Below are 25,550 nucleotides of genomic sequence, written 5' to 3'. Positions count from 1 at the left end.
CCGCAAGCGGTCAATCGCGCTCAAGACGCACATTCTGACATTTTTATCCTGCGCCATCGGCATGCCCGAATCCGTCACCTGACTAAGCTATAAATATTCGACAGCCTGTATGCGGAACCGCGACATGAACGACGCTTCAACGATTTACGCCTGGGAAGGCATCAACCGCAAAGGGCGCAGGGTGTCCGGGCAAACCAAGGGGCACAACCCTGCCCTGGTCAAGGCGCAACTGCGCCAGCAAGGGATCAGCCCCGGCCGTGTGCGCAAGCAATCCCCGCTGCTGCCAAGCCTCGCCCCATCAGTCAAAGCGGCTGACATCACGCTGTTCACGCGCCAACTGGCTATGCTGCTGAAGGCTGGGGTTCCACTGCTGCAAGCCTTCGACATCATCAGCGAAGGCGTCGACAATCGCGCTGTGCGTGAACGCGTGCAGGGGCTTAAACAGGCGATCGCTGCCGGCAGCAGCCTGGCTGAAGCATTACGCAAACAACCACGTTATTTCGATGAGTTGTACTGCAACCTGGTGGCAGCCGGCGAACAGGCCGGGGCGCTTGAGACTCTGTTGGAAAGGGTGGCGATCCACCGGGAAAAAAGTCAGCAGCTCAAGGCCAGGATCAAAAAGGCCATGACGTACCCCATTGCAGTCCTGGTGGTTGCCAGCCTGGTCACCGGCATACTGCTGGTCCACGTGGTGCCGCAGTTCCAGGCCCTGTTCGCCGGAGTCGACAGCAAACTGCCGGCATTTACCTTATATGTGATCGCCTGGTCGGCGTTCATGCAGCACGCATGGTGGATGCTGGTGTTGGGCATAGTCGCGGGAGCCGCTGGGCTGCGCCAGGCCTATCGGAAATCGTCGGGCTTTCGCTACTGGCTGGACACCGGTTTGTTGAAAGCGCCCCTGGCAGGCAAACTGCTGACAAAATCCGCCGTGGCCCTTTACGCCCGCACGCTCTCGACTACCTTTGCCGCCGGTGTTCCACTGGTACAGGCATTGGATTCAGTCGCCGGCGCCGTGGGAAATGGCCCGTTCAAACAGGCAATCGAACATATGCGTCACGATGTATCCACAGGAATGCAACTGAATCAATCCATGACCAACAGCGGTCTGTTTCCCGGCATGGCGATCCAGATGACGGCGATCGGCGAAGAGTCGGGCACCCTGGAACACATGCTGGAAAAGGTCGCCAACCACTATGAGACGGACGTGGACAACCAGGTCGACAACCTCACCAGCCTGATGGAGCCGTTGATCATGATGGTCCTGGGGGGGATTGTCGGCGCGCTGGTCATCGCCATGTACCTGCCGGTCTTCCAATTAGGGAGCGCATTTTGAGCGTGCTGCTGAACGAGCATCCATGGGCTTTTGTCGCCATAGCGTTGGTACTGGGGCTCATCCTCGGCAGCTTCCTCAACGTGCTGGTCTGGCGCCTGCCTAAAATGCTCGAACGGGAATGGCGTGCCCAGGCCCATGAGGCGCTCGGTCTACCTTCCGAACCTGACGGGCCGACCTACAACCTGATGCACCCCAACTCATGCTGCCCGCACTGTGATCATCCAATCCGGCCGTGGGAAAATATCCCACTGCTCAGCTACCTGATGCTCAGGGGCCGCTGTGCCCACTGCCAGGGAGCCATCAGCCCCCGCTACCCTTTCACCGAACTCGCATGTGGGTTGATCTCGGCATGGGTCGCCTGGCATTTCGGCTTTGGCTGGCAAGCCGCAGCGGTGCTGGTGTTGAGTTGGGGGTTGCTGGCAATGAGCCTGATCGACGCAGACCACCAGTTGCTGCCGGATGTGCTGGTGCTGCCATTGCTGTGGCTGGGGCTGATCGCCAACAGCTTTGGATTACTGACGACATTACCCGACGCGCTATGGGGCACCGTGATCGGCTACATGAGCCTGTGGAGCGTGTTCTGGCTATTCAAGCTGGTCACCGGCAAAGATGGCATGGGCCACGGTGATTTCAAGTTACTGGCCATGCTCGGCGCGTGGGGTGGCTGGCAGATATTGCCGATGACGCTGTTGATGTCGTCGCTGGTGGGGGTGTTTGTCGGGTTGATACTGATGCGCCTGCGCAAGACCCAGGCGTCCACGCCGATGCCGTTTGGTCCGTACTTGGCAATTGCCGGCTGGATTGCATTGCTCTGGGGTGGTCAAATAACCGACTTCTATTTGCAGTCTGTCGGTTTCAGATGACCACTCCTGTTGCAACACCCTGGATTCTTGGCCTCACTGGCGGCATCGGCAGCGGGAAAAGTGCGGCCGCCCAGCACTTTATCGACCTGGGCATTGACGTCGTGGACGCCGATCACGCCGCGCGCTGGGTGGTCGAACCCGGCCGGCCGGCACTGGCCCGCATCGCCGAGCATTTTGGTGCTGGGGTATTGCAGCCTGACGGCCAATTGGACCGCGCCGCGCTGCGCAAGCTGATCTTTGAGGTGCCCGAAGAGCGCCGCTGGCTGGAAGCCCTGCTGCACCCGCTGATTGGCGAAGAGATTCGTAGTCACCTGGCTCGCGCCCGGTCGCCTTATGCGATCCTGGTGTCACCGCTGCTGATCGAATCCGGCCAGTACAGCATGACCCAGCGCATCCTGGTGATCGACGTGCCGCAATCGCTGCAGATTCAGCGTACCCTGCAGCGCGACGGCATCAGCGAACAACAGGTTCAGGCGATCCTCAAGGCCCAGTCCAGCCGTGAAGACCGCCTGAACCATGCCGATGACGTGCTGGTCAATGACCAGGACCTCGCTTGGCTGCACAGCGAGGTCGAGCGACTGCACCACTTTTACCTTACTTTGCGTGGAGGCCGATCATGAGCCAACCCTTGACCGTCGACTGCCCAACCTGCGGCGCACCCGTGGAATGGAATGCAGCCAACCCCAACCGGCCGTTCTGCTCGGACCGTTGCAAACTCATCGACCTGGGCGCCTGGGCCGCTGAGGAACACAAGATTCCCGTGGCTCCGGATGCCGAAGACGAGCTGTTTTCCGAAGATTTACCGCCGCGCCACTAAGGCCGCATAAAGGCGTATTCCTGCTGGTCGTCGAGGTTCTCTGCAAGGTATTGCAGCTCGTCGGCCAGGTCTTCAAAACTGCGTACGCCCTTGCTCTGCTGCACTACCGCACTGAGCATCGCGCGCAGGGTCAAGCCTGGGTCGAAACCGATTTCCTGTGCCGCATCCTGGCTTCTGCGCAACTCCTGCCTTGCCCACTCGTACACACTCATGATTCGTGCTCCCGCCTTGCCTAGGAAAATTTTGCAGAGCATGGGCCCGCTCGGCTGCTCGGGATTTGATCTGGGTCAACGCCGCGATTCGTCATCCTTCCAGGGTGCCGAGAGGTAGCGTGTGCGGTTGAACGTCTCCAGCCATTCCGGGCAAAACACCACCAGGGCGCTGATCACCATGCCGTTGATAAAGGCTTCTGGGAAGATGATCAACCACAGGTAGCCGACGAAATCCTCCAGCCATTCCGGCATGGCAAAACGACCGTCGAACCACAGCAACCCCAGCCCCAGCAGCAGGCAAAACAAGGCCGACAGCGCGGCAGCAAAAAAACCGGAGCAGAAGATATACACGAAGGGATTGCGCGGCTGGGCTCGCTCGACCACAAGCGCACAACCTTCGGTGACCAGCACCGGCAGCACGATCAGCAGCAGGCCGTTGATGCCAAGGGCTGCCAAGTCCTGGCGCCCAAGCAGCATTAACCCGAACTGGGCGGCAAAACCACCGACGATGGCCAGGGGCCAATCCAGCAGCAGGGTTACGGCGGTCATACCGATAAAGTGGTAGGACACACCGGTGTCGAAATCCCGTCGTACCAGCCACAACATGAACAGTGCGAACACCGTACCGAATAGCAAATGCTGGCGCCGCCGGTCGGCAAACAACTCGACCCAGGGCGAGCGCAGGATCGCCCATAACAGCACCGGCGCATACAACAGCCAGCCGATGCCGAGGGTTGTGGGCGCCAGCACTGCGGCGCTGATCACGGCTTCACCTGCTCCAGGGCCTGGCGCAGTTCGGCAGCAGTGCCGTATTCATGTTGAGAAACCAACGTACCGTTATCCAGCTGCAGCCACAGCACTTTATCCGCCGCTGCGGGGTAACGTGGGGCGATACGCGCCTCACGGTCCAGCATGACCCGGTAGTTGTAGGATTGCATGGCAGGTACCGCGAACAATTTGGCGATCAGTCGAGGCATGCGCTGGATGTCCGCGACGAACACTGCATGCCGCGCTTCGAGGTAGCCTTTAGGCTGGCCTTGCAGCGCCGCGTCTACCAGCTTGGCCGCATCCATGCTGCGCGCCACCAACAGAATCTGCGCCTGGTTATCGAGGGTATAGGCTTGGTCGAATTGATCGAGCAAGGTCCAGGGAGCGACGCGCTCGCCCACTTCAACAGCCTGTGCCCATACTGGTAAAAGACTCAGCAACAGCACCACAAGAAACTTCACTGTACGCTCCTCATAAGGGGGGAATTACGCTTGAAAGGCCAGTCTACACCCTGGCTTTTGCAGCGGGACTTCCTGCGGTCATCATTTGGACGCTAAGCTGCAAGCATGGATGACTCAGATTATTTGCGCCTGCTCACCGTAGCAGCCGAACAAGCCAATGCGTTCCTGTCCAATGCCCGCAAATGGGAGCGTGAGCGTTGGGTCTGCCAGCGCCTGCTGCAAGGCTTGAATGTGCCCTATCGCGCCGAAGAGTTTCACGCCGCCGGGCAAGAACCGCCCGACGTGCTGTTTCGCGATGCCAGTTTCGAGGTTTTTTTCGTCCTCGATGAAGGGCGACGACTGAACGACGAATGGCGTGACGAACTGCTGCGCCGACGCAGTGCATTCTCCCTGAGCCAACTGGTGCGGCGCGAAGCCAAGCCTCGGCGCATCCCGGCCCATGAGTTCCTGCTGCGCCTGGCGCCCACGTTGCGCAAGAAGGCCCACAACTACAAAGAGCGCGGGATGGACCTGGGCGAATTGGACCTTGTCGCATTCACCAGCCTCAAGCGTGAAGTGCTCGACCTCAACAGCCACTTTCCACCCCCCACCGAATACTTGCGCCAGGGCTGGCGCTCGCTGTCGCTGGTGGGGCCGACATTTGCACGGGTGCTGTTCGCCCACCCGGACGCGCCGGATTTCTTGCGCAACAACCTGGGGCGCAGCATAGTGTTCGATGTGGGCATCAGCCTCTGATCCCCTGACTGTAACGTGGCGCCCCTTTGCAACGTCTACCTGACGAGGCCTTATATGACCAGCCGCCTGAACCCCGACGACCAACAGCATGTCGAAGAGTACCTGCAACTCTCCCAAAACCGAGTCGAGCGCAAGCCTTTCCGGCCGTGGCTGCTCATTGGTGTGGTGCTGGTGGTGGTGATCGGGCTCGGCCTGCTGAGCCGCCTTTTGAGTTACCTGACGCTATGAGCTGCCTGGCGCTCGCGGGGGTAACTGCTCCGATTTCCTTTAGCCTTGCGAGATACCCCCATGACCCATCGTATTATTATCGTCGGCGGCGGCGCCGGCGGTCTGGAGTTGGCTACCCGCCTGGGTAAGACTCTGGGCAAGCGCGGCACCGCCAGCATCACGCTGGTGGATGCCAACCTCACCCATATCTGGAAGCCTTTGCTGCACGAAGTGGCTGCCGGCTCACTGAACTCCTCGGAAGACGAACTCAATTACGTCGCCCAGGCCAAATGGAACCACTTCGAGTTCCAGCTGGGGCGCATGAGCGGGCTCGACCGTGAACAGAAGAAAATCCAGCTGGCCGCCACCCTCGACGAAGAAGGCCGCGAATTGGTGCCTGCGCGCGTGCTGGGCTATGACAGCCTGGTGATTGCAGTGGGCAGCACCACCAATGATTTCGGCACCGAGGGCGCGGCACAGCACTGCCTGTTCCTTGATACCCGAAAGCAGGCCGAGCGCTTCCACCAACAGTTGCTCAACCACTACCTGCGCGCCCATGCCGGGCAGACCGATGCTGTGGAAAAGATCAGCGTCGCCATCGTTGGTGCGGGTGCAACGGGCGTCGAGCTGGCCGCAGAGCTGCATAACGCGGCCCACGAACTGGCGGCATACGGCCTGGATCGCATCAAGCCGGAAAACATGCACATCACCCTGATCGAAGCAGGCCCACGTGTACTGCCTGCCCTGCCGGAGCGGATTGGCGGGCCTGTGCATAAAACCCTGGAGAAGCTCGGGGTGACGGTACTGACCAACTCAGCGGTCAGCGAAGTGAACGCCGACGCACTGATCACCAGCAGTGGCCAGGTGATTCCTGCCAGCCTCAAGGTGTGGGCCGCAGGGATTCGTGCACCGGGCTTCCTCAAGGACATCGATGGCCTGGAAACAAACCGCATCAATCAACTGCAAGTGCTGCCAACGCTGCAAACCACTCGCGATGAAAACATCTTCGCCTTTGGCGACTGCGCCGCCTGCCCGCAACCGGACAGCGACCGCAATGTACCGCCACGCGCCCAGGCCGCGCACCAACAGGCCTCGTTGCTGGCCAAGTCGCTGAAACTGCGTATCGAAGGCAAGGACCTGCCATCGTACAAGTACACCGACTATGGGTCGCTGATCTCGCTGTCACGATTCTCGGCGGTGGGTAACCTGATGGGCAACCTGACCGGCAGCGTGATGCTGGAGGGCTGGCTGGCGCGGATGTTCTACGTGTCGCTGTACCGCATGCACCAGATGGCGCTGTATGGCTTCTTCCGCACGGCGATGCTGATGCTGGGCAGCAAGATTGGACGCGGGACTGAACCGCGCCTGAAACTTCACTGACAACAGGGCCCCTGACGGGCCCCGTTCAATGTGGGAAGGGACTTGCTCCCTCCCACATTAGTTTTTTATTGGATTTAAGATAATTTCAGACAAAAAAAATCCCCGTATCTTTCGATACGAGGATTTTTAATATGGTCGGGGTAAGGGGATTCGAACTCCTGACATCCTGCTCCCAAAGCAGGCGCGCTACCGGACTGCGCTATACCCCGGAAAAAAAAGGCGACCTTTCAGTCGCCTTCTTCGATCAGCGCTTTTGGCCTCTGATCTTAAGATTCGATTCCAGCGTTAACTGGTCTCAAAAATGGTGGGTCGTGTGGGATTCGAACCTACGACCAATTGGTTAAAAGACAATTGGTTCTAGTGCTTCAAAGCTCAGGATCGTGTTCGCTACACATAGCTGTTTCCGTGGCCTCGCAGCCTCTAATGAACCCACATTAGAGGCTCCAAACCATGAAAATCTCTGCGGTCGTTTCGACCAAAGGCGGCGTAGGCAAAACCACCATCGAGGCCAACCTCGGCGCTTTTTGTGCGGATGCAGGGCTGCGCGTGCTCCTCATCGACCTAGATCCTGCACAGCCCTCACTCTCCTCGTATTACCAATTGGTCGATGAAGCTCAGGGCGGCATCTACGACCTGCTGGCATTCAATATCACCGAATCAGCCAAGATCATATCCAGCACCGCGATACCAAACCTGTCGCTTGTCATTTCCAACGACATCAACAACCAACTGAACAGCCTGCTCCTGCAAGCACCTGACGGACGGTTGCGACTCGCCAACCTGATGCCGGCGTTCAAAGATCATTTCGACCTGGTACTGATTGACACCCAAGGTGCAAGATCGGCCATGCTCGAAATGGTGGTCCTAGCCTCAGATTTGGTCATATCCCCGCTTCCGCCCAATATGCTCGCTGCTCGGGAGTTCAGCCGGGGAACCATGCAGATGTTGGACGGCCTCCGCGCCTATGGGCGCCTGGGCATGAAAATCCCTCCAGTGCGGATCGTCGTCAACAATCTCGACCAAACCACTGACGCGCAAATGATCGAGCAGTCGGTACGGGAAATTTTCCAGGGCAATCACGAAATCAACGTTCTGGATAGCGTCGTTCCCAGCGCAGTGGTGTTTCGGAGCGGTTCTTCCCTGGGCGTCCCAGTACACCGCCTGGAATACCGACAGCCTTCAAATCGAATATCCCCGGCAGCCCTAGTCGTCATCCGTCGTTTGGCCATTGAGCTTTTCCCAGAATGGCGTGACCGCTTCGAGGCCATGACCGAGGAAAAGGTAGCCAACTTGGTGAGGGAGGGTCGTTGAAATGGCGAAGCCCTCCATTACCGACGCCCGCAGTATTACTGCAGATCTCATTCTAGAGGTTGGCAAGTACTACAGCGCTCAGCAATTGCGCAGCTTACAAGCCAAGCTCAGTGGAACCGCACGAGAAATCCGAGCCCTGACACGCGGTTGCCATTTACCCGGTCGGATTGGCGCTCAGTTGAGCGTTGAACAGTTTCAGCTTTTGCAGGACGCCGCGAAGCTTATCGAGTCAGTGAACTCGAACATTAAGCACGCGAAGGAAAAGCGCGGCCGCGACGAAAGCCAAGCCAAACGCCGTCAGCAAAGTCGATATGCCGAAGCCAAACGCCTGGTAGCTGAAACATATCTAGAACCTTTTGTTCCTGAGTCAACGGCTTTGGACCCTCTCCTAGATATTCTTAAAACAGCGCTGACGCTCAATCGCGCAGACGTTTTCAGGAATGGTTATTCACCTAGGGAGTTCAATCTCAGGCTCCGTGATTACCTGTCGCCTGCCAGAACTCGAAAGCTTATTGGCTGGACCAGCCCAAGTGCTTTCTGGATAAGCACGGTTCTCTCTCTGCGTAACGACGTTGTGCAATCCGTAGAGCAAGAGATTGCTTACGACGATGGCTCAAGTGTTCAAGACCGTCTTGATGCCTTGAAACAGAAGGTTGCGGACAGTCTTGCCCGGACTCACCTCTCTGCTGATGAGGAAGAAACACTTCGCCTGTGGTCAGAGGCTCGAGGATGGTTACCGACCAAACGCACGCGGCAGCATGGCACCCGCGGCCATGTCTTTCATGCGCGACCATGGTGTATTGAAGGATATTTACACCGAGCGAGACAACGTGTCTCACAAAACAGCCAAGGGAAAAAAGCTCTCGGTACGTTCGGTAAAAACCCCAGGGTTTGGACCTAAAGGTATTCATCGTTTCGTACTGCCGTTCACAGTCTTTCTGAAGCTCAAAGACATCGGCGGGAACATCCTGCCCGACTACCAAGAGGAGTTTATCGACATAACCATGTCTGCAGAACAGGCTGAGGCCTATCAGCAGTTGGCCGGAAAGCTGACCCAGGAACTTCGCCAGGCATTGGCTCGCCGAGACACTACCCTTCTGGGGGTCGTGCTCAACGTGCTGCTGGCTTGGCCTGACTGTTGTTTCCGACCGGAAGTTGTAAAACACCCCCGTTCCAGAGACACATTGGCATTTGTTTCTTCGATCTTTGGAGCAAAGGAACTCATGCCAAAAGAACGGGCACTGCTGGATCTATGCCTTTCGGAGAAATCCAAAAACCGTAAAGTTTTGGCTTACTCTGTGTACACCGGAACGCGGGACACCACTAGCAGGCTGAAGAATTTGTTGGAACAGGCTGGATTAAAGGTTGCAGTTCTTTGCGCCTCGGTCGAAACGGCCAGGCGCGAGGACTGGATCCTCGGCCAGGTTGATCGGGGCATCGACGTGCTGATCACTAATCCGGAGCTGGTTAAGACCGGCCTAGATCTGCTCGACTTTCCGACCATTGCGTTCCTACAGACAGGATACAACGTCTACACCCTCCAACAGGCAGCTCGGCGCTCGTGGCGAATCGGGCAAAAAATGCCGGGCCGGTGGTTTTTTTTGGCTACGCAGGTAGCTCCCAGGTTACCTGCCTGCAACTAATGGCCAAGAAGATCGCTGTGTCACAGAGTACGTCGGGAGACGTTCCAGAGTCTGGTCTCGATTCGTTAAACCAGGATGGGGATTCGGTAGAGATGGCGCTTGCTAGACAATTGATTGCTGTATGACCTCAAGGCTACCTCCGGGTAGCCTTTTTCATCACATTAAGGCAACTTACCAAAAACGGCATTCAGTTTGATCAAACTGACTCGGCATCCTGCAAAGAGTTAGCCAGCTATCCACATAGTTGAATTTTGACCTGGGAATAAGCGAAACCCCCATTGGTCGATTTAGCCTCTGCCTTTGGCGTAGTGTGCATCCCTACCACCAGGATACGCTTAGTAAAAAACTGTCACACTCGCCAAATGTACGAGTTCAACTTTGCCGCCTCAAAAAATTAATCGCACAGTCGGTAGACAGCAATTTCTCTGCCTTTTTCCAAATCGCCCACTAGGACCGTGCTGACATCGTTCACTGTAAAAGCTGATGTAATGAGCGCATCTGTACGCCTCGATAGAAGCGCAAACGTCCACCCCCTTCAAAGGATGATATTTTTAAGTCTATCTTATTAGCGAGGCTATCGTTAATTAAAATTATAAAAATCAGCGTTCGGGCAGTGAACGAAGTTATAGGTCTTTCCAGGTTTCAAAACGCTCTTGGATCTTGGGCCACTCCGGAGATGCTTTGAGTTCTAGGATCAGGCGTTCGTGTAAAGTTTCTTGAACCAGGTGTCGCCATCGCTGCTTTTCCAGTTCCACATGCATGTTGCTGCGCAGATCCTGCGTGATTACTGCGTCGGCTGCTGCAAATCGCCGGCGAGCCCTGCACCAAAATTTATCGGATGAATTGTATTGATATAGCGGCACAATCGGTAACCGGTGCTTACACCACAGATGCCACAGTGCGCCCAAGCCTATACCCTTTCCCTGCAACGCTGGAATGACTTCGATCATATTGATGTAAAGCCGATCACCGAGCGGGTTGATGCAGTAATTTATGTAGCCGACGTAATTTTCACCCATTTCAATATCATCCAAATATTCAATACCTGGAAAAACAAAATGATCTCGCTGGGAGGTTTGTCGACGATTTATTAAATGCACACAAGCAGCCTGCTTATCTAAAACCTTTGACGCACGCGTTTGGATAAAAACGCGAATCGGCTCAAAAATCGACATACTTTCTATTCTCCTGAGAACTCGTGGCTAGATAATTTGTTAGTACTTATCAAGTATTGCTTAAGGCACTCCATAAAAAGTCGTTAATTGATCAACCTAACAAAAATTTCCGGACACCAATTAACACCACCAAGAACTATATTTAATTGAGAGCCTTGGAGAGATCATACCCATAACCCACCTCAATTAGACGAAAAGCAATGAGCAATAGTTAATGCGTAGTACAATGGTTAAATCCCTCATATATCTATATGCGATCATGGCCTCCTAGCGAGGAAATAAATATTATTCCCTCTAAAGAAATTACACTCAAAACACACGATTGAATTTGAGACTGGTGGTAAATACCTAATAAAATTTTATCAACGGGTCAAAACAACTTGCCGCGACGGATCATGATCTGCGTCAACCTGCAAACGCGATTAAATCGCTGCGTTATAATTTAAAGTGACCAACAAGCTTGTTGAATGATATTGCCAGTTTCGATAGTTCCTGACTCGAGGCGCTAGTTTGATTTGCTCCAGCTGCGGTCTGAGAAGATAAGTCCTGTATGTTAACAAGATTCCGGTCGATTTCTCTAGCAACTTGTGCTTGCTCTTCAGCTGCGCTTGCAATTACTAAGTTTTGTTCATTTATTTTATTCACACCTTCACTGATTCTCTCCAGCGCTAATCCTGCTTCAGTCGCTAAAGACTGAGTGCTCAATACAAGACTGCGGCTCTTACCCATAGCGCTGACAGCCTCATCGGCACCATCACGTACCCGACTGATCATAAGCTCAATTTCTCCAGTTGATGCCTGAGTCCTATGTGCTAGGGCTCGTACCTCATCGGCAACAACTGCGAAACCTCTACCCTGCTCACCAGCACGAGCTGCTTCGATAGCGGCATTCAATGCAAGAAGATTGGTTTGCTCAGCTATTCCTCGGATAACGTCTAAAACTTTAGTTATCTCATGTATTTGGGAGGCTAAGTCTTCTACAAGTTTGGTGGAATCAGTAATTACGATGGTAACGCTATCAATGCCAGCTACTGCTTGTTGGACCTGCTTTTGACCCTTGCTAGCTTCATCAGCTGTCTGACTTGAAATCATAGATGTACTTACAGCGTTGCGAGCTACTTCTTCGACTGCGGCAGTCATCTCTGTCACCGCAGTTGCTGCTTGCTGGATCTCACCGTTCTGAGTTGCGAGACCTCGAGTACTGTCGTCTGTAACAGCTGTTAGCTCCTCAGCCGCGGATGCCAACTGAGCGGCGGCATCTGCAATCTGACGGACAGTTCCGATAAGATTATCTTGCATATTTGAAAGAGACTGCAAAAGCTGGCCGGTTTCATCTGTACTACTGTACTCGATAACTTGCGTTAGGTCTCCCTTAGCTACTCGACTCGCTCCTGCTACGGACTTGTATATAGGATTTGTGATTAATTTCGTCATAAACACACCCAATCCAATAGCGAGCATAACTGCAATAAGGCAACCTACAGCCCGCGTCCAAGTAAGATCCGAATACACCTCACTGATACTCTGCCTAGATTGAGCCATCTGGCGGGAGTTGGATGCAAAAATATCACCAATATCTTTATTTACTTTAACATATTGCTCCGACACATCAGTTAAAGTGATTTGTTTTGCGAGTTCAATGTCCCCCTTTCTTAGCGCTGCAAAACTACTTTCAACAGCTTTGGTATAAGCAGGCCAGTCGCTATCGTAATTCGATGCGGCCGTCCTCTCATCTTGCTCCATTGGTGTTGCTCGGTATTTTTTATATGACTCTTCAGCTTGCGCTTTATTATTTTTATAAGTTTGAAAAAGTGACTCTAGCTGATCTCCACTCGAGCTTGTAGATGCTAAAGCAATAGCTTTGTAAAGATCACGATTGGTGGCGACAGTATTTGTACTGGTTTGCTGGACGAGTCCCACAGACACTACAAGATTCCCAACGATATTGTCTACCTCAGCATTCAGCTTGGAAAGGCCGGATTGGCCCAAAATAGCCATTACAATCGTAATGACTGCACATGTGCCAAATGCTGATAGTAACTTCGACTTTAATTTCATGTTCTTTATTACTGACATATATGTGCTACTCTTTTTAAAAAATGCCTTATAGGCTACTATTGAGTTCGGCATGCATGAACATGCATATAGAAACCTATTGACTGAGTCGGTCAGACTTAAGAATGCCTCGCTCCACACCTTTTAAAACTTCAAGTTTCGCAACAACCTCAGTCTTTGCAATGTTGTACTCGGCCGCATTATAACCCTTACAATTGTCAATGTAGTTTGTAAGACTTAACGCGGCCTCAACATTCTGGATTAGAAGCTTAATGCTTTCCGCTAGAAGTTTTTCCATTAGCAACGTCTGTTCCAGCACTTGATTCATATCTCTGCGTGCAATTTTATGCATCAACCTACGTCTGACTACGTTGTCAACATCAATATCATCATGAGTTTTCGATACAGCTAACTCAATCTGGTGATATGCCACCTCCAAACTTTTCACAGTGATCAATGCCGAATTCACATGTGTAGAAAAGTCTTTCGACAAATCAATAAATTGCTGAACTGTATTCTCACAGCACTGTATATCCACAGTAAAAAGCCTCATCAAGCAGGACCAATATATTAAGTAATTTTTTTGCGCACAGATGACATTGACTGATTAAAAAGCATCCAATACATCTATAAGGCTAGGTACGAGAATAATTGTGTCAGACAATTTCTTTAAAATTTTCGTTCTCTGGCATTGCAGTGAGACTAAACCACTTCAGCGTATGTCATTGCGACAGAGGAATAATATTTTTGCGTTTTTTTTAATTTTGCGCTTTTTTTGAATTACCTGTTCGATCTGAAGCATTTTAAGGCGCCCCTTACTCCTTCCTATGCAATGCTGGAACGAGTGCGCGCTTGTGCAAACACGGCTGAGTTGCATTATCGAAATCACGTCATGCAAGAGTTTTTCTTTGAAAAAACTCTGTAAAACTGGATCCAAAAACCATGCCTTTTCGAGCGGATATGATTTCAACACCATGCAACAATTTTCTTCGTTTCTTAACAAAAATTTAATTGACACGCAACCATCTTGAATATTACCTAAGAACTCACTAAGGCTTTGAGCTATAGAAAATGAACGATGCGATTTTCTCTGCATGTAGATTATCTACAGAAGATTCAGCAAGTGAATTCTTCAGCAAATTTCGCTGCAAAATTGACATAATTAAATCTTCGAACAAATTTGATTATTCTACAGCAACGTGCAAAATTGGTAATACTAGTGTCAGTCGCTCTTCAAGTTTGACAGGTTGGAGTTTCGAACAAAAGCCTGAGTTTGACGGGTTATTAATACAAACACTTGACGCCGGACGATTAACTTGGGGCACACCGAAAAACAAATATGAGTCGAGGATAGGCTCTGTTTTCGTGATTGATCAAAGAGATCTCATTTTTTCGAAGTTTTCCCCTATGTCTAATTACACTACCATCTTTATTCAGCATGAAGATATATTTCAGTGCTTGAAAACCTTGCTTGATCACCCCCCCAAGTCAAAAATACATTTTAAGAACTCTATTACTGCTGATTGGGTAGGAAGGTTTTTAGCTAATCTTGCCGACACTGCATTATCGCTCTCAGGAAATTATTGCTTAGCTGAAGGTCCATTTCTCTCCCACCTCAAAGAAAGCCTGATTAGCTTCGCCATTTACAATATTGAAAACAACTACTCTCAGTTAGTGCGTTCACCTGACAGTGCTGTCATACCTAAACCACATAGCATTAAGAGCACTATCGAATATATTGACTCACACTATTCAGAAGCGCTAACCAGTCATCAACTTTCTACGCAAGCCAATATTAGTATACGAGGTCTGCAGGCGGGGTTCAAAAAATACCAAGGAACTACAATTAACAGTTACATACGTGAAGTCCGACTTCTTAACGCTAGGAAAATGATTTTTGACTCTAGTTTGCTTTTGACCACTAAACAAATCGCTTTTGCTTGCGGCTTCTCAAACTACTACCTTTTTTGCAAATATTATTCATTAAGATTTTCTGAGCATCCTCAGGACTCCAACAAGCTACTGCGCGCGTCAAGTCTATTGTTAGACTGACAATAGTTTATCTTGAAGCAATAGAGTGCTTAAGAAATTAGACTTAACAATATAAAACATGCAGGTCATCCCCCGTGGCCTGCATGAAGTTGCAACTTCAAAAACTTTGGCTTATCCGAGTTGTGAGCGACAAGCTGAAAGTGGAAGTAGGTCAGATATTGTAATTTACGCAACCAGTCAATGTAATATAAGTCTGCCTGGTAGTTTTCTTACTCTGCTCCGTTAGCTCGCAGGAATCCTTCAGAAAATAATTAACGAAGATTAGCGTCTATCCAAGGAGGCATTGAGGGCTGGCAGACGAAAAAACCATGTGTATTGGAATATGTATTTTCTACTGCGTTTAACCGTAAGGTCTGAGAGGGTGTTCTGGTTTTCGCGCGAGGATACCCATGAATCTATCACGCCCATCTGGAACCGCTTCAATACTTGTCGCCTGCCTAATCGCTCTGGCGGCCATGCTGGGCTATGAGCATCATCAACTCTCCCAACTCAGCACCAGCTTGGCTGCGACTGCAGACAAAGAGTCGCTCGATGCGTTGTTGACGCGACTGGGCAAAGTCGATGAGCGACTGGACACGGTAGTCGGCATACACCTGGTCACCAATGAAGACTTCCGAGCCGGGCAACAGGCTTTGTCGAATCGCATTGATGCCGCACAAGCGTACGCAAAGCAAGCGATGGAGTCAGCGCAAGAAATCTCTCAAAATGCTGCCTCTACTGATGAATTGGTAGTCCTCAAAGCCAACTTTGAAACACTCGAGAGCCGTCTTCTAGAACTCAGTCAATCACGAATCAAACAAACCACTGCTGCTCCCCTCAAGCCCAATCCTAAGCCCGTTGCCCGCCAACCCAAGAGGCAAGTACCGCCCGCTACCACCATTGTCACACCGCACCCCCCCCCTTTTACCGTTGTCGGTATCGAGTATCGCGGCGGAGAACGCTTTTTGTCCGTAGCACCGCCTGGCAGCACGCAGTTGAATCAAATTTACCTAATCCGACCTGGTGACGCTGTGGCGGGCACCGCCTGGCGCCTCAACGCTCTGGACGGAAGATCCGCACGCTTTGACGTGGCCGGAACACCTCAAACCGTAACTGTCGCGCAATAGGACCTCCTTTATGCACTCCCCTACCACTTCCTCGAAAACAATGAAGCCGAGGAACATTTTGAGTTTCATTGCAGGCTTGGCCAGCTTCGCGTTTGCACACGGCTGTAATGCGGCCTCGGGGCAATCAACGTCGATCTCGCACAGTCAGAACAGTGAAGTTCACACCTCTTCTCAAGGGGCCAGTCAGACAGAAATCGCCCGCGAGTGGGGATTAACCCCCCAAGAATGGTCCCGTTTTCAAACTCTGATGGAGGGTCCTCGCGGAATCTATTCGCCAGGCCTGGATCCTCTGACAGCACTTGGCATCGAAGCGAAGTCGGAGGGGGAGCGCCGACGCTATGCAGAGCTGCAGGTGCGAGCCGAGCGACAGCGTATCGATAAGGAACTGGCGTACCAGAGGGCCTATGACCAAGCCTTCGCACGTCTTTACCCCAATGAAAAAGTCATCCAATTATCGTCCAACCCTGCATCTGCTCCTGGCTCGAGAGCGTTAAGTGCTGTGAAAGGCACTGGACGACTAGCCGTTTTTGTTCAAGACAGTTGCAACGCATGTATTGACCGCGTCAAAGACTTACAAAACAAGAAACAGTCCTTTGATCTGTATTTCGTTGGTAGTCAAGGTGATGACGAAATAATTCGCCGCTGGGCCATCTTGGCCGGAGTCGAACCGGCCAGCGTGCGAAACCGACAGATCACACTGAATCACGATGCCGGTCGATGGCTTGGCCTTGGACTCGGCGGTGAGCTGCCGGCCGTGGTACGCGAGGTGAATGGACAATGGCACCGTCTGTAATCCGCGCGGCTTGAACGGCGGGGCTACTGCTTACCGCGGCATCTGCTAACGGCGCCGAGGTTCCGCCACCGGCCTATCAGTTGATTGCCCTGCCTGCTGGCGTTCCGTCCGAGGTGTTGTACTCCGTAGCACTGCAAGAGAGTGGCACCCGACTTCGCGGCCAGATCGTCCCCTGGCCCTGGACGTTGAATGTCGCCGGTGCCGGATATCGCTTTGCGACACGCAGCGATGCTTGCAGAGCGTTGATCATCGCCCTTCAGACCGCAGGCCCAAATAGAGTCGACGTCGGTCTTGGACAAACCAACATCGGTGCCAACACCGACGTCTCCACCGAGAAATCGACAGTGATTTAAGAGCTAGCGAATATAGTTTTTGCGGGCTAGGGATGGGTGAATACCTACTCAAAGGCCTGCTGAAAGACGTTGCCGTACACATCCAGTCATCGCAGGGATCGGGTAGATGACTTCTCCGGACGCTTACATTTCGGTGACCTACAGAGCGTAAAAAGCGCAGAAATTAAATAAAAGCGCAGGAATTAAATAAAAGCGCAGGAATTTCGCGCTCCCTCGAAACGAAACTATCTTCTTGGTAGTAGTGAGGCTATATTTTTATACAAAACAAGCCCACAGTTAGACAATCCAATGATTATTTGCCGAACCAAATCACTCTGCAGCATATTAAGGCAGACTCGAACTGTCCGAGCCTTAGATATTTGACGGTCTGAGTGAATAAATCTCCCATTTGCCCAACCTCCTGCCGATAAATACGCCTTTATATAACTCTCCCTCATCGAGGATGTTCCTAATCATGTTACAAACCATTCAAGCACGCTATGCAGCAACTTTTATCGGGTTCGTTTTACTGGTAGCGATATTGACTGCATCCGGAATTGCACTCTTTATCACCCCTGGTCTGACCAGCACAGACGAGCGTAAACTTGTCACTGAAGCGGCGGAGATTAGTGCGGTCATCAAGGGAGAATTGGCCCGGGTGCAATCCCAGCAGCGCGTGATTACGGAGGTGGTTCCTAAACTCGACAGTGACAGCATTGACCGCTTGTTACCCAGTATGATCAACCAATATGGTGAGCTTAAGGTTTTTGGGGGTGGAATCTGGCCACTTCCTAACAAACGTACTGTAGGGCTAGCCAAGCAAAGTACCTTTTTTCACCGAGACGCGAGCGGCAAACTTATACTCAACACCCACTGGAATACGCCCGAATCACAAAACTATTTTGACCAGCCCTGGTATCTCGGCGGGCTAAAAGCGAAGGCAGGCCAGTGCAACTGGGCTGCTGCCTATCGTGATGATGCGAGCCCTGAGCCACGCACCAACTGCGCAATGGCGATTAGCAAGGATGGCGCTCCATACGGCGTAGCCACGGTGGACATTACATTAGGTTTTTTCAACGAACTGGTAGCGCAGAAAGAACGTGATCTACATGCCGAGCTGATGATTGTTGAAAACGACGGCAAGATACTGAGCAACCAGCCTGAAATTCCAGGTAACAACGTACTCAAGAATCTAAGCGATTTGGCGGGCAGCTATCCGTTCACGGCGGCGGTGCTAAGTATGCTCAAAACCCCCGGCTCCCTGCGCACTACCTTTATTGGCAGTAATGGGAAGGAATACACCATGTTCCTTATCCCTGTTGAAGGCACTCCTTGGCAACTGGCAGTGGCGCAGTCTACAGAGCTGTTGACCGCGCAGAGCAGCAATGTGCTCAAGATGTTGGCGACGCTGCAGATCCCAATGGTTATAGTAATGTTGCTAGTCATCGTGTTTGCGCTAAGGCAACTGATGAAGCGTCTAGCAGTGCTCAAAGCCAATATCGATAATTTGTCGGCCGGTGATGCGGATTTGACCCAGCGCATTGCGATTCGCCAAGAGGACGAGGTTGGTGCAGTAGGTCAGTCTATCAACCGGTTCATCATCTATCTGCAAAAAATGATTACTGAGGTGTCCGATTCTTCCTCGGTCATCGCTCAGGGTATAGAACAGCTACGAGGACAATCGCAAGGTACGAATCGCATCCTTAATCGCCATGCGACCGAAACAGATCAGGCGGTAACTGCGATTACAGAGATGAGCTCAACCGCCAATGACGTGGCCCGTAACGCGGCTCAGACTGCGAGCATGACTCAGGTTGCCAGCGAAAAGGCGCGGCATTCCAAAATAGTGGTGGAAGATGCATCGAGTAGTGTTCGCGAGCTGATTTCGGAGGTGGAGGATGCGACCAGTAAGGTGCGTGCGATGGAGCAGGACGCCCAGCGAATCAATGCCGTGCTCGCTGTGATAGGCGAGATTGCGGGACAAACCAATTTGCTTGCACTCAACGCTGCCATCGAAGCAGCTCGCGCCGGAGAACAGGGCCGAGGCTTTGCCGTTGTCGCCGATGAGGTCAGAGCGCTTGCAGGAAGAACGCAAGCCAGCACTTCTGAAATCAACGAAATGCTAACCCGACTGCAGCGCGGCGTTGACGCCGCCGTCGTGGCTATGGAGCACACCAAGGACCGTTGTCAGGCTACGGTAGATAAGACTTCCAAGGTCAATGAGGGTCTGGACGAGATGACTGATTCGGTCGTGCGTATAAATGACCTCAGCACCCAGATCGCAACAGCAGCAGAGGAGCAAAGCGCAGTGACGGAGGAGATCAATAGCAATATGGTTGCGGTCCAGCATATTGTCGACGAGTTGGTCGCGGGGGGGATGCAGAGCGAGAAGAGCACGGCTGCGCTTGCGGCCTCGAATAATAAGCTGATCGCTGTCGTAAGCCGTTTCAAGGTTTAAGCTTTTTTTACACGTTCTGGGCGGGTAGCGGACGCCGATTACCGGTAACCGTCCAGCCAAATCACCTACCGAATTCCAGCATTAGTGGCGATAGTGTCCGGCGCCGGTGCTTCGTAATGACTGCACATTCTGAAACTCCCTCAATTTTGACGCCTCAATTGGCATTTACCGTCCAGAGCTGATCAAGTCTGGTGGTGTAGTTCGGGCTCATCAACTCACGACGCATCGCCCAGGCCGGCGCCGCTGGCACCGCTGCCGCGCGCAACGTTCCACGGCCCCACCGGCTGTTGATTTCATCGAGAACGTTCATCACCTTGTCCGCTGCAGCTGGTTGCGTGTGCGCGAACAGATCGTCAGTGAATTCACCTGATTGACGAAGATCCATCAACAAAATCTCAGCCTTGCTGTATCGGAACCCTGGGCGGAACAGGCGTTCCACCGCCCGTGTCGCGACCTTGGTGATCAAACGCACGTCATTGGTAGGGTAGGTTAGCTCCACGACCACGCCGTTAGCGTAGCGGGCCTCACCGGGGTTAAACATGCCGGTACGGATGCTCACGCGGATCTTTTTGCACAGTGAATGCTGAGCCCGTAACTTCTCCGAAGCCCGCTGCGCGTAGGTGGCCACCGCCTCTTGGATCGGCTCAATCGTCTCCAGGCGCGTACCGAACATTCTGCTGCAGCAGATCTCCTGCTTGGCCGGTGCCGCCTCTTCCAGGGCTAGGCACGAGGTGCCGGCAAGCTCGCGCACGGTTTTCTCCAGGACGACGCTAAATTTGCGGCCAAGCAAGAGCGGACCCGCAAACAATCTTCTCTAAGGTTCCCTTCGACAACATCAGCCTGTCTTTGAAGTCAGAAGTAACGGAGCCGCCACAATGACGACGCCCTCGAATCTGACGGAGGAATACATCTTTGCCCATGATCTACGACCTGCCAGTGCAAAAATCTATCGTGCCTCGACCAAAGCATTGCTCAAGCATTTCCAAACTGCCTCAGTTGAGGAGATCGATCATCGTGCGGTTCTGACATGGCGAAAAAAAGTCCTTGAGAATGGATTATCCAAACGTAGCTGGAACACCTATTCAAATCACCTTCGCACTGTTTGGGGTTACGCCATAGAACACGGCCTGGTGACCCATACAAAGATCAACCCATTCAAGAAAACCAGCGTTATCCCACCAAAGCGAGCCAGCAAGACAATCAATGGAGACGCCATCCAACGAGCACGCAACTGGCTCAAATCCCTTGTAGGCCAAGAACGTTGTACTCATGAACGTAGCCAGATAACACCTGCCTGGTTCTAGCTCAGCGTCTTCGAGATGTTTTATTACACAGGCATACGTCTGAATGCCCTGCTGTGCCTTCGCTACAAAGATATCGACTGGGGCAACCAGATGATCTTGGTCCGCGGTGAAACAGAGAAAACCCATCGGGAGTTTTTCCTACCCATTATGGAAGGGCTAGCTCCGCACTTATCCAGGATACTGGGGGAGGCCGATAAAATCGGACTTTCACCAGATGATCAGTTGTTCAACGTCAACAGATTCTCCCGCCACTACCATGGCAAGGAAATGAACATCGGCCAGGTGGAGTCAATGTACGGCAAGCTCACCGATAAGATCGGCGTGCGCATGACCCCTCACCGCTTCAGGCACACATTAGCAACAGACTTGATGAAGCAGCCGGAGCGAAACATCCATCTCACGAAAAGCCTGCTGAATCATTCGAATCTCGCCACAACGATGAATTACATTGAGGCGGACTACGACCATATGCGTGCCGTTCTGCATGAGCGAAGCTTGGCTCAGGGCGCTCTAAGCCGGGTAAGACGGGTTGATCCAAGTTGCACACCTCCTATCGCCTTACCCGCCAAGATAGGCGTGCATCCACAGGAAATCGCTCAACCAGAGCCCAAGAAGCTGCCACCTCCAAAACAATCAAGCAGCACAGAGGTCAGCATTGATCGGCCTACCAAGTCGACTGGCCGAAGTACGCTACAGAGAGCTCTCGAGCTCGCATCTGCGCAACTGCATCGCGAGTCAATGACATGCTCTATGGACCCACCAGTAGATCAAGTAGAGCAAAGCCTATTATTGACGCTAATGGCGAGCGGGCTTGGTGTCGGTACATTCAGGAAACGCACCTCAACTGAGCATTCAATGCGTAGCTCATCATTTTCTCGAGCATCGCCCTAGCACGCTCATAATTGAAGCCCACTGTCTATGGGGAATTCTGGTTGGCCAGAGGCTTTCGCTTGCCCCGAATAAAGCATCATTTCGACAACCGGATCATTTCCGACGAACGGTACACCCTTGCGCAAGGCATAAAAAAAGGCGCCATAAAGGCGCCTTTTTTCATTAAATATGGTCGGGGTAGGGGGATTCGAACTCCCGACATCCTGCTCCCAAAGCAGGCGCGCTACCGGACTGCGCTATACCCCGGAATGTGCAGCGGGAAACCGGTGCACATTGACATCATGACGAACCGAAACTACTGTTCGCCTCAGACGGCTGCATGTCTACGGCGATATCTAAGTGCTGTAACACTTTTCAAAACCGTAAAACCGCCTTGATCAGAGCTTCAACCTCTGATCCTAAGATTTGATTCCAGCGCTAACTGGTCTCAAAAATGGTGGGTCGTGTGGGATTCGAACCTACGACCAATTGGTTAAAAGCCAACTGCTCTACCAACTGAGCTAACGACCCAAATATGGTCGGGGTAGGGGGATTCGAACTCCCGACATCCTGCTCCCAAAGCAGGCGCGCTACCGGACTGCGCTATACCCCGGTTTGAAATTGGCTCCGTGACCAGGACTCGAACCTGGGACCCAATGATTAACAGTCATTTGCTCTACCGACTGAGCTATCACGGAACTACATATTTCAAATGTACAACTTTTACTGCGATGCAACCTTCTCTTCGACCCTGTCCGTATCGCTACGTTAGCGTCTCTGAGGCGCGCTATTCTACAATCTTAAAAACCCCTGTCAACCCTTTAAATTGCTTTTAAGACAATGATTTGCGCTTCTTTCTGATTTCTTCTTGGGGAGAAGAAACCCGTGGGCTGACGATGCTGCGGGGCGCACTTTACAAGCCTTTGCCTTACAGTTCAACGCCCTATCGAAAAAAAAGGCCCTGCGATGCAGGGCCTTCTCTTATTGCAGTGCAATCCGGGCTCAGTGGAAGACGATTTCGTCGTTTTCCACAGTCGCCTCGACGCTGGTGCCCGGCATAAAACTGCCCGACAGGATCAACTGCGCCAGCGGGTTCTCGATCCAGCGCTGGATCGCACGTTTTAAAGGCCGTGCGCCATACACCGGGTCGTAGCCGACCGCGATCAGCTTGTCCAACGCCTCGCGACTCAGTTCCAGCGACAACTCGCGTTCCGCCAGGCGACCGCGCAGACGGCCCAGCTGGATCTCGGTGATACCCGCGATCTGATCCCGCGCCAATGGCTCGAAGATCACCACTTCGTCGACCCGGTTGATGAATTCCGGGCGGAAGTGCGTGGTCAGCGCATCCATTACAGCAGCACGCTGAGCCTCACGATCACCTACCAGCTCCTGGATCTGCGCCGAGCCCAGGTTGGAGGTCATCACTATCACCGTGTTGCGGAAGTCCACCGTACGCCCGTGGCTGTCCGTGAGCCGCCCATCTTCCAGCACTTGCAGCAAGATGTTGAACACGTCCGGGTGAGCCTTCTCGACCTCATCCAGCAGGATCACCGAGTAAGGCTTACGCCGCACGGCTTCGGTCAGGTAGCCGCCCTCCTCGTAGCCCACATAGCCTGGTGGAGCACCTATCAGGCGAGCCACCGAGTGCTTCTCCATGAACTCGGACATATCGATCCGCACCATGGCCTCTTCAGTATCAAAGAGGAACTCGGCCAATGCCTTGCACAGCTCGGTCTTACCCACGCCGGTCGGGCCGAGGAACATGAACGAGCCGCTCGGACGGTTCGGGTCAGACAAACCGGCCCGGGAACGCCGTACCGCGTTGGACACCGCCACGACCGCCTCTTCCTGGCCGATCACGCGCTGATGCAACAGGTGCTCCATCTTCAGCAGCTTGTCACGCTCGCCTTCGAGCATTTTCGACACCGGGATACCGGTCCATTTGGAGACGACTTCGGCGATTTCTTCCTCGGTCACCTTGCTGCGCAACAGCTGATTTTCAGCCTTACCGTGCTGGTCGACCATTTGCAGGCTGCGTTCCAGGTCCGGGATCACCCCGTACTGCAACTCGGCCATACGGTTCAGGTCGCCTTTACGACGTGCGGCTTCCAGCTCCTGGCGCGACTGCTCGATCTTTTGCTGGATCTGCGCAGAGCCCTGTACTTCGGCCTTTTCCGAGGTCCAGATTTCTTCGAGGTCCGAATACTCACGCTCCAGACGGACGATTTCTTCCTGAAGTTTTTCCAGGCGTTTCTTGGCGGCGTCGTCCTCTTCTTTCTTAAGGGCCTGGGATTCGACTTTCAGTTGAATCAGGCGACGGTCCAGGCGGTCGAGCACTTCCGGCTTGGAGTCGATCTCCATGCGAATGCGGCTGGCCGCTTCGTCGATCAAGTCGATGGCCTTGTCCGGCAATTGACGGTCGGTGATGTAGCGATGGCTCAATTTGGCCGCCGCAATGATCGCACCGTCGGTGATCGCCACTTTATGGTGGACCTCGTAACGCTCTTTCAGGCCCCGCAGGATCGCGATGGTGTCCTCTTCGCTCGGCTCTTCCACCAGGACTTTCTGGAAACGACGCTCAAGGGCCGCGTCCTTCTCAATGTACTGGCGATATTCGTTAAGCGTGGTAGCACCCACGCAATGCAACTCGCCCCGCGCCAAGGCTGGCTTGAGCATGTTGCCAGCGTCCATGGAGCCCTCGCCTTTACCGGCGCCGACCATGGTGTGCAATTCGTCGATAAACAGAATGATCTGCCCTTCCTGCTTCGACAGTTCATTAAGCAGGGATTTCAGGCGCTCTTCGAACTCACCGCGGAACTTCGCACCGGCGATCAACGACCCCATATCCAGGGACAGCAGGCGCTTGCCTTTAAGACCGTCCGGCACTTCACCATTGATGATGCGCTGGGCCAAGCCTTCGGCAATCGCGGTTTTACCCACGCCAGGTTCACCGATCAACACCGGATTGTTCTTGGTGCGACGCTGCAGGACCTGGATGGTGCGACGAATTTCATCATCACGACCGATCACCGGGTCAAGCTTGCCTTCTTCGGCGCGCTTGGTCAGGTCGACGGTGTACTTGTCCAGGGCCTGGCGCGACTCCTCGTGATTAGGGTCGTTAACCGCGTCACCGCCACGCAGGTTGTTGATGGCGTTTTCCAGGGCTTTCTTGCTCACGCCCTGGCCGAGCAGCAACTTGCCAAGCTTGCTGTTCTCGTCCATGGCCGCGAGCAGCACCAGTTCGCTGGAGATGAACTGGTCACCCTTTTGCTGGGCCAGGCGATCGGCCTGGTTGAGCAGGCGCGCCAAGTCCTGCGACATATTCACGTCGCCGGTTGGGTTTTGGATTTTCGGCAGTTGGTCGAGCTCTTTGCTCAACTCCTTGCGCAGGCTGCTGACATCAAAGCCCACCTGCATCAGCAAGGGCTTGATAGAACCACCTTGCTGTTCCAGGAGCGCCTGCATCAAGTGCGCAGGCTCAATGGCCGGGTGATCAAGACCCACCGCCAAGGATTGGGAGTCCGATAAGGCCAACTGCAATTTGCTGGTTAAACGATCAATACGCATTAGTCACCTTCCTTTTGAGCAGGCCGGAGCTATAAAACATCCTGAATGAAGAAACCTGCCAGATGCCCTTATAGATGGGGTGGATTCTGGAAGATTCAAGCAAGCGGC

At 53.1% G+C, this 25,550-nt stretch carries 19 protein-coding genes, 5 tRNA genes and 4 pseudogenes; 15 read left to right on the top strand and 13 right to left on the bottom strand.

All coding sequences use genetic code 11. The annotated features are described in order from the left end of the window. Positions 1-124 precede the first annotated feature (124 nt). The 4 genes from AB1462_RS17670 to yacG are packed head-to-tail and all read left to right on the top strand — an operon-like array spanning position 125 to position 3,013. Complete coding sequence (locus AB1462_RS17670; RefSeq protein WP_367247489.1) at positions 125-1,333, top strand: type II secretion system F family protein; 1,209 nt, start codon at positions 125-127, stop codon at positions 1,331-1,333. Then, on the top strand, positions 1,330-2,196 hold the full coding sequence (locus AB1462_RS17665) for an A24 family peptidase (protein ID WP_367247487.1): 867 nt from the start codon (positions 1,330-1,332) through the stop codon (positions 2,194-2,196). The genes AB1462_RS17670 and AB1462_RS17665 overlap by 4 nt, the downstream gene beginning before the upstream one ends. Next, complete coding sequence (coaE, locus tag AB1462_RS17660) at positions 2,193-2,816, top strand: dephospho-CoA kinase (RefSeq protein ID WP_090409548.1); 624 nt, start codon at positions 2,193-2,195, stop codon at positions 2,814-2,816. The genes AB1462_RS17665 and coaE overlap by 4 nt, the downstream gene beginning before the upstream one ends. Beyond that, on the top strand, positions 2,813-3,013 hold the full coding sequence (yacG, locus tag AB1462_RS17655) for a DNA gyrase inhibitor YacG (protein WP_027604888.1): 201 nt from the start codon (positions 2,813-2,815) through the stop codon (positions 3,011-3,013). The genes coaE and yacG overlap by 4 nt, the downstream gene beginning before the upstream one ends. On the opposite strand, the gene AB1462_RS17650 is transcribed toward yacG, so the two are convergent. From AB1462_RS17650 to AB1462_RS17640, 3 genes are all read right to left on the bottom strand, one after another. Then, on the bottom strand, positions 3,010-3,225 hold the full coding sequence (locus AB1462_RS17650; RefSeq protein WP_003171680.1) for a hypothetical protein: 216 nt from the start codon (positions 3,223-3,225) through the stop codon (positions 3,010-3,012). The genes yacG and AB1462_RS17650 overlap by 4 nt on opposite strands. Before the next feature lie 75 nt (positions 3,226-3,300). Beyond that, a complete protein-coding gene (locus AB1462_RS17645; protein WP_259192543.1) occupies positions 3,301-3,990 on the bottom strand; it encodes an energy-coupling factor ABC transporter permease in 690 nt (229 codons plus the stop codon). Further along, entirely contained in the window at positions 3,987-4,454 is a 468-nt protein-coding gene (locus tag AB1462_RS17640) for an FAD/FMN-containing dehydrogenase (RefSeq protein WP_090409553.1), read from the bottom strand. The genes AB1462_RS17645 and AB1462_RS17640 overlap by 4 nt, the downstream gene beginning before the upstream one ends. Before the next feature lie 105 nt (positions 4,455-4,559). On the opposite strand from AB1462_RS17640, the gene AB1462_RS17635 reads away from it, so the two are divergent. From AB1462_RS17635 to AB1462_RS17625, 3 genes are read left to right on the top strand one after another with little or no spacing between them, the layout of a single operon-like run. Beyond that, complete coding sequence (locus AB1462_RS17635) at positions 4,560-5,189, top strand: DUF1780 domain-containing protein (RefSeq protein WP_032886189.1); 630 nt, start codon at positions 4,560-4,562, stop codon at positions 5,187-5,189. A 54-nt stretch (positions 5,190-5,243) separates the two neighbouring features. Further along, the gene (locus AB1462_RS17630) at positions 5,244-5,417 is read left to right on the top strand and encodes a DUF3094 family protein (RefSeq protein ID WP_367247485.1); all 174 of its coding nucleotides are present in this window, start codon (positions 5,244-5,246) and stop codon (positions 5,415-5,417) included. A gap of 60 nt (positions 5,418-5,477) precedes the next feature. Next, positions 5,478-6,776, top strand: coding sequence for an NAD(P)/FAD-dependent oxidoreductase (locus AB1462_RS17625; RefSeq protein WP_367247483.1), 1,299 nt, complete (start codon positions 5,478-5,480; stop codon positions 6,774-6,776). Between the two features lie 132 nt (positions 6,777-6,908). Here AB1462_RS17625 and AB1462_RS17620 read toward each other — a convergent pair. Continuing rightward, a tRNA-Pro gene (locus tag AB1462_RS17620) sits at positions 6,909-6,985 on the bottom strand. Positions 6,986-7,226: 241 nt separating this feature from the next. Here AB1462_RS17620 and AB1462_RS17615 point away from each other — a divergent pair. Both AB1462_RS17615 and AB1462_RS17610 read left to right on the top strand, forming a co-directional pair. Then, a complete protein-coding gene (locus AB1462_RS17615) occupies positions 7,227-8,087 on the top strand; it encodes a ParA family protein (protein WP_367247481.1) in 861 nt (286 codons plus the stop codon). Between the two features lie 722 nt (positions 8,088-8,809). Beyond that, positions 8,810-9,855, top strand: a pseudogene (locus AB1462_RS17610) (helicase-related protein); the annotation flags it as partial. A 498-nt stretch (positions 9,856-10,353) separates the two neighbouring features. Here the strand turns inward: AB1462_RS17610 and AB1462_RS17605 are convergent. The 3 genes from AB1462_RS17605 to AB1462_RS17595 all read right to left on the bottom strand — a co-directional run bounded on the left by AB1462_RS17605 (position 10,354) and on the right by AB1462_RS17595 (position 13,513). Beyond that, entirely contained in the window at positions 10,354-10,905 is a 552-nt protein-coding gene (locus AB1462_RS17605; RefSeq protein ID WP_367247480.1) for a GNAT family N-acetyltransferase, read from the bottom strand. Positions 10,906-11,340: 435 nt separating this feature from the next. Next, complete coding sequence (locus AB1462_RS17600; RefSeq protein WP_367247508.1) at positions 11,341-12,981, bottom strand: methyl-accepting chemotaxis protein; 1,641 nt, start codon at positions 12,979-12,981, stop codon at positions 11,341-11,343. Between the two features lie 76 nt (positions 12,982-13,057). Then, positions 13,058-13,513, bottom strand: coding sequence for a hypothetical protein (locus tag AB1462_RS17595; RefSeq protein WP_367247478.1), 456 nt, complete (start codon positions 13,511-13,513; stop codon positions 13,058-13,060). A gap of 518 nt (positions 13,514-14,031) precedes the next feature. Between AB1462_RS17595 and AB1462_RS17590 the strand changes: the two genes are divergently transcribed. From AB1462_RS17590 to AB1462_RS17570, 5 genes and pseudogenes are all read left to right on the top strand, one after another. After that, the gene (locus tag AB1462_RS17590) at positions 14,032-15,012 is read left to right on the top strand and encodes a helix-turn-helix domain-containing protein (RefSeq protein ID WP_367247477.1); all 981 of its coding nucleotides are present in this window, start codon (positions 14,032-14,034) and stop codon (positions 15,010-15,012) included. A gap of 389 nt (positions 15,013-15,401) precedes the next feature. After that, positions 15,402-16,118, top strand: a complete 717-nt coding sequence (locus AB1462_RS17585) for a methyl-accepting chemotaxis protein (protein ID WP_367247475.1) — start codon at positions 15,402-15,404, stop codon at positions 16,116-16,118. 40 nt (positions 16,119-16,158) lie between these two features. Beyond that, positions 16,159-16,911 carry a TIGR03759 family integrating conjugative element protein gene (locus tag AB1462_RS17580; protein ID WP_367247506.1) on the top strand — a complete coding sequence of 251 codons (753 nt, stop codon included), beginning with the start codon at positions 16,159-16,161 and terminating at the stop codon, positions 16,909-16,911. A 26-nt stretch (positions 16,912-16,937) separates the two neighbouring features. After that, positions 16,938-17,222 (top strand): annotated as a pseudogene (locus tag AB1462_RS17575) (lytic transglycosylase domain-containing protein); the annotation flags it as partial. A gap of 484 nt (positions 17,223-17,706) precedes the next feature. Then, positions 17,707-19,701: a methyl-accepting chemotaxis protein gene (locus tag AB1462_RS17570; RefSeq protein WP_367247504.1), complete on the top strand. Its 1,995-nt coding sequence runs from the start codon at positions 17,707-17,709 to the stop codon at positions 19,699-19,701. Between the two features lie 154 nt (positions 19,702-19,855). On the opposite strand, the pseudogene AB1462_RS17565 reads toward AB1462_RS17570, so the two are convergent. Further along, positions 19,856-20,479, bottom strand: a pseudogene (locus AB1462_RS17565) (DUF4113 domain-containing protein); the annotation flags it as partial. A 97-nt stretch (positions 20,480-20,576) separates the two neighbouring features. Here AB1462_RS17565 and xerC point away from each other — a divergent pair. Further along, positions 20,577-21,896: pseudogene (gene xerC / locus AB1462_RS17560) on the top strand (tyrosine recombinase XerC). 169 nt (positions 21,897-22,065) lie between these two features. On the opposite strand, the gene AB1462_RS17555 reads toward xerC, so the two are convergent. The 5 genes from AB1462_RS17555 to clpB form a co-directional block, all read right to left on the bottom strand. After that, a tRNA-Pro gene (locus AB1462_RS17555) sits at positions 22,066-22,142 on the bottom strand. A gap of 188 nt (positions 22,143-22,330) precedes the next feature. Beyond that, a tRNA-Lys gene (locus AB1462_RS17550) sits at positions 22,331-22,406 on the bottom strand. 5 nt (positions 22,407-22,411) lie between these two features. Next, positions 22,412-22,488, bottom strand: a tRNA-Pro gene (locus tag AB1462_RS17545). A gap of 9 nt (positions 22,489-22,497) precedes the next feature. Next, positions 22,498-22,573, bottom strand: a tRNA-Asn gene (locus AB1462_RS17540). Positions 22,574-22,877: 304 nt separating this feature from the next. After that, positions 22,878-25,442, bottom strand: coding sequence for an ATP-dependent chaperone ClpB (clpB, locus tag AB1462_RS17535; RefSeq protein ID WP_259192547.1), 2,565 nt, complete (start codon positions 25,440-25,442; stop codon positions 22,878-22,880). Between the last annotated feature and the right edge of the window lie 108 nt (positions 25,443-25,550).

Origin of the sequence: Pseudomonas sp. SB113 (assembly GCF_040754745.1) — a bacterium.
GTDB lineage: Bacteria > Pseudomonadota > Gammaproteobacteria > Pseudomonadales > Pseudomonadaceae > Aquipseudomonas > Aquipseudomonas grimontii.
Note: the sequence above shows the minus strand (reverse complement) of the source record. Positions and strands in the feature narration are given on the sequence as shown.

Bases quoted from the DNA above. Each gene is read 5' to 3' on its own strand.
- AB1462_RS17670 (WP_367247489.1), top strand. From the start codon at position 125: ATGAACGACGCTTCAACGATTTACGCCTGGGAAGGCATCAACCGCAAA.
- coaE (WP_090409548.1), top strand. From the start codon at position 2,193: ATGACCACTCCTGTTGCAACACCCTGGATTCTTGGCCTCACTGGCGGC.
- yacG (WP_027604888.1), top strand. From the start codon at position 2,813: ATGAGCCAACCCTTGACCGTCGACTGCCCAACCTGCGGCGCACCCGTG.
- AB1462_RS17650 (WP_003171680.1), bottom strand. From the start codon at position 3,225: ATGAGTGTGTACGAGTGGGCAAGGCAGGAGTTGCGCAGAAGCCAGGAT.
- AB1462_RS17635 (WP_032886189.1), top strand. From the start codon at position 4,560: ATGGATGACTCAGATTATTTGCGCCTGCTCACCGTAGCAGCCGAACAA.
- AB1462_RS17630 (WP_367247485.1), top strand. From the start codon at position 5,244: ATGACCAGCCGCCTGAACCCCGACGACCAACAGCATGTCGAAGAGTAC.
- AB1462_RS17625 (WP_367247483.1), top strand. From the start codon at position 5,478: ATGACCCATCGTATTATTATCGTCGGCGGCGGCGCCGGCGGTCTGGAG.
- AB1462_RS17615 (WP_367247481.1), top strand. From the start codon at position 7,227: ATGAAAATCTCTGCGGTCGTTTCGACCAAAGGCGGCGTAGGCAAAACC.
- AB1462_RS17605 (WP_367247480.1), bottom strand. From the start codon at position 10,905: ATGTCGATTTTTGAGCCGATTCGCGTTTTTATCCAAACGCGTGCGTCA.
- AB1462_RS17600 (WP_367247508.1), bottom strand. From the start codon at position 12,981: ATGTCAGTAATAAAGAACATGAAATTAAAGTCGAAGTTACTATCAGCA.
- AB1462_RS17595 (WP_367247478.1), bottom strand. From the start codon at position 13,513: ATGAGGCTTTTTACTGTGGATATACAGTGCTGTGAGAATACAGTTCAG.
- AB1462_RS17590 (WP_367247477.1), top strand. From the start codon at position 14,032: ATGAACGATGCGATTTTCTCTGCATGTAGATTATCTACAGAAGATTCA.
- AB1462_RS17585 (WP_367247475.1), top strand. From the start codon at position 15,402: ATGAATCTATCACGCCCATCTGGAACCGCTTCAATACTTGTCGCCTGC.
- AB1462_RS17580 (WP_367247506.1), top strand. From the start codon at position 16,159: ATGAAGCCGAGGAACATTTTGAGTTTCATTGCAGGCTTGGCCAGCTTC.
- AB1462_RS17570 (WP_367247504.1), top strand. From the start codon at position 17,707: ATGTTCCTAATCATGTTACAAACCATTCAAGCACGCTATGCAGCAACT.
- clpB (WP_259192547.1), bottom strand. From the start codon at position 25,442: ATGCGTATTGATCGTTTAACCAGCAAATTGCAGTTGGCCTTATCGGAC.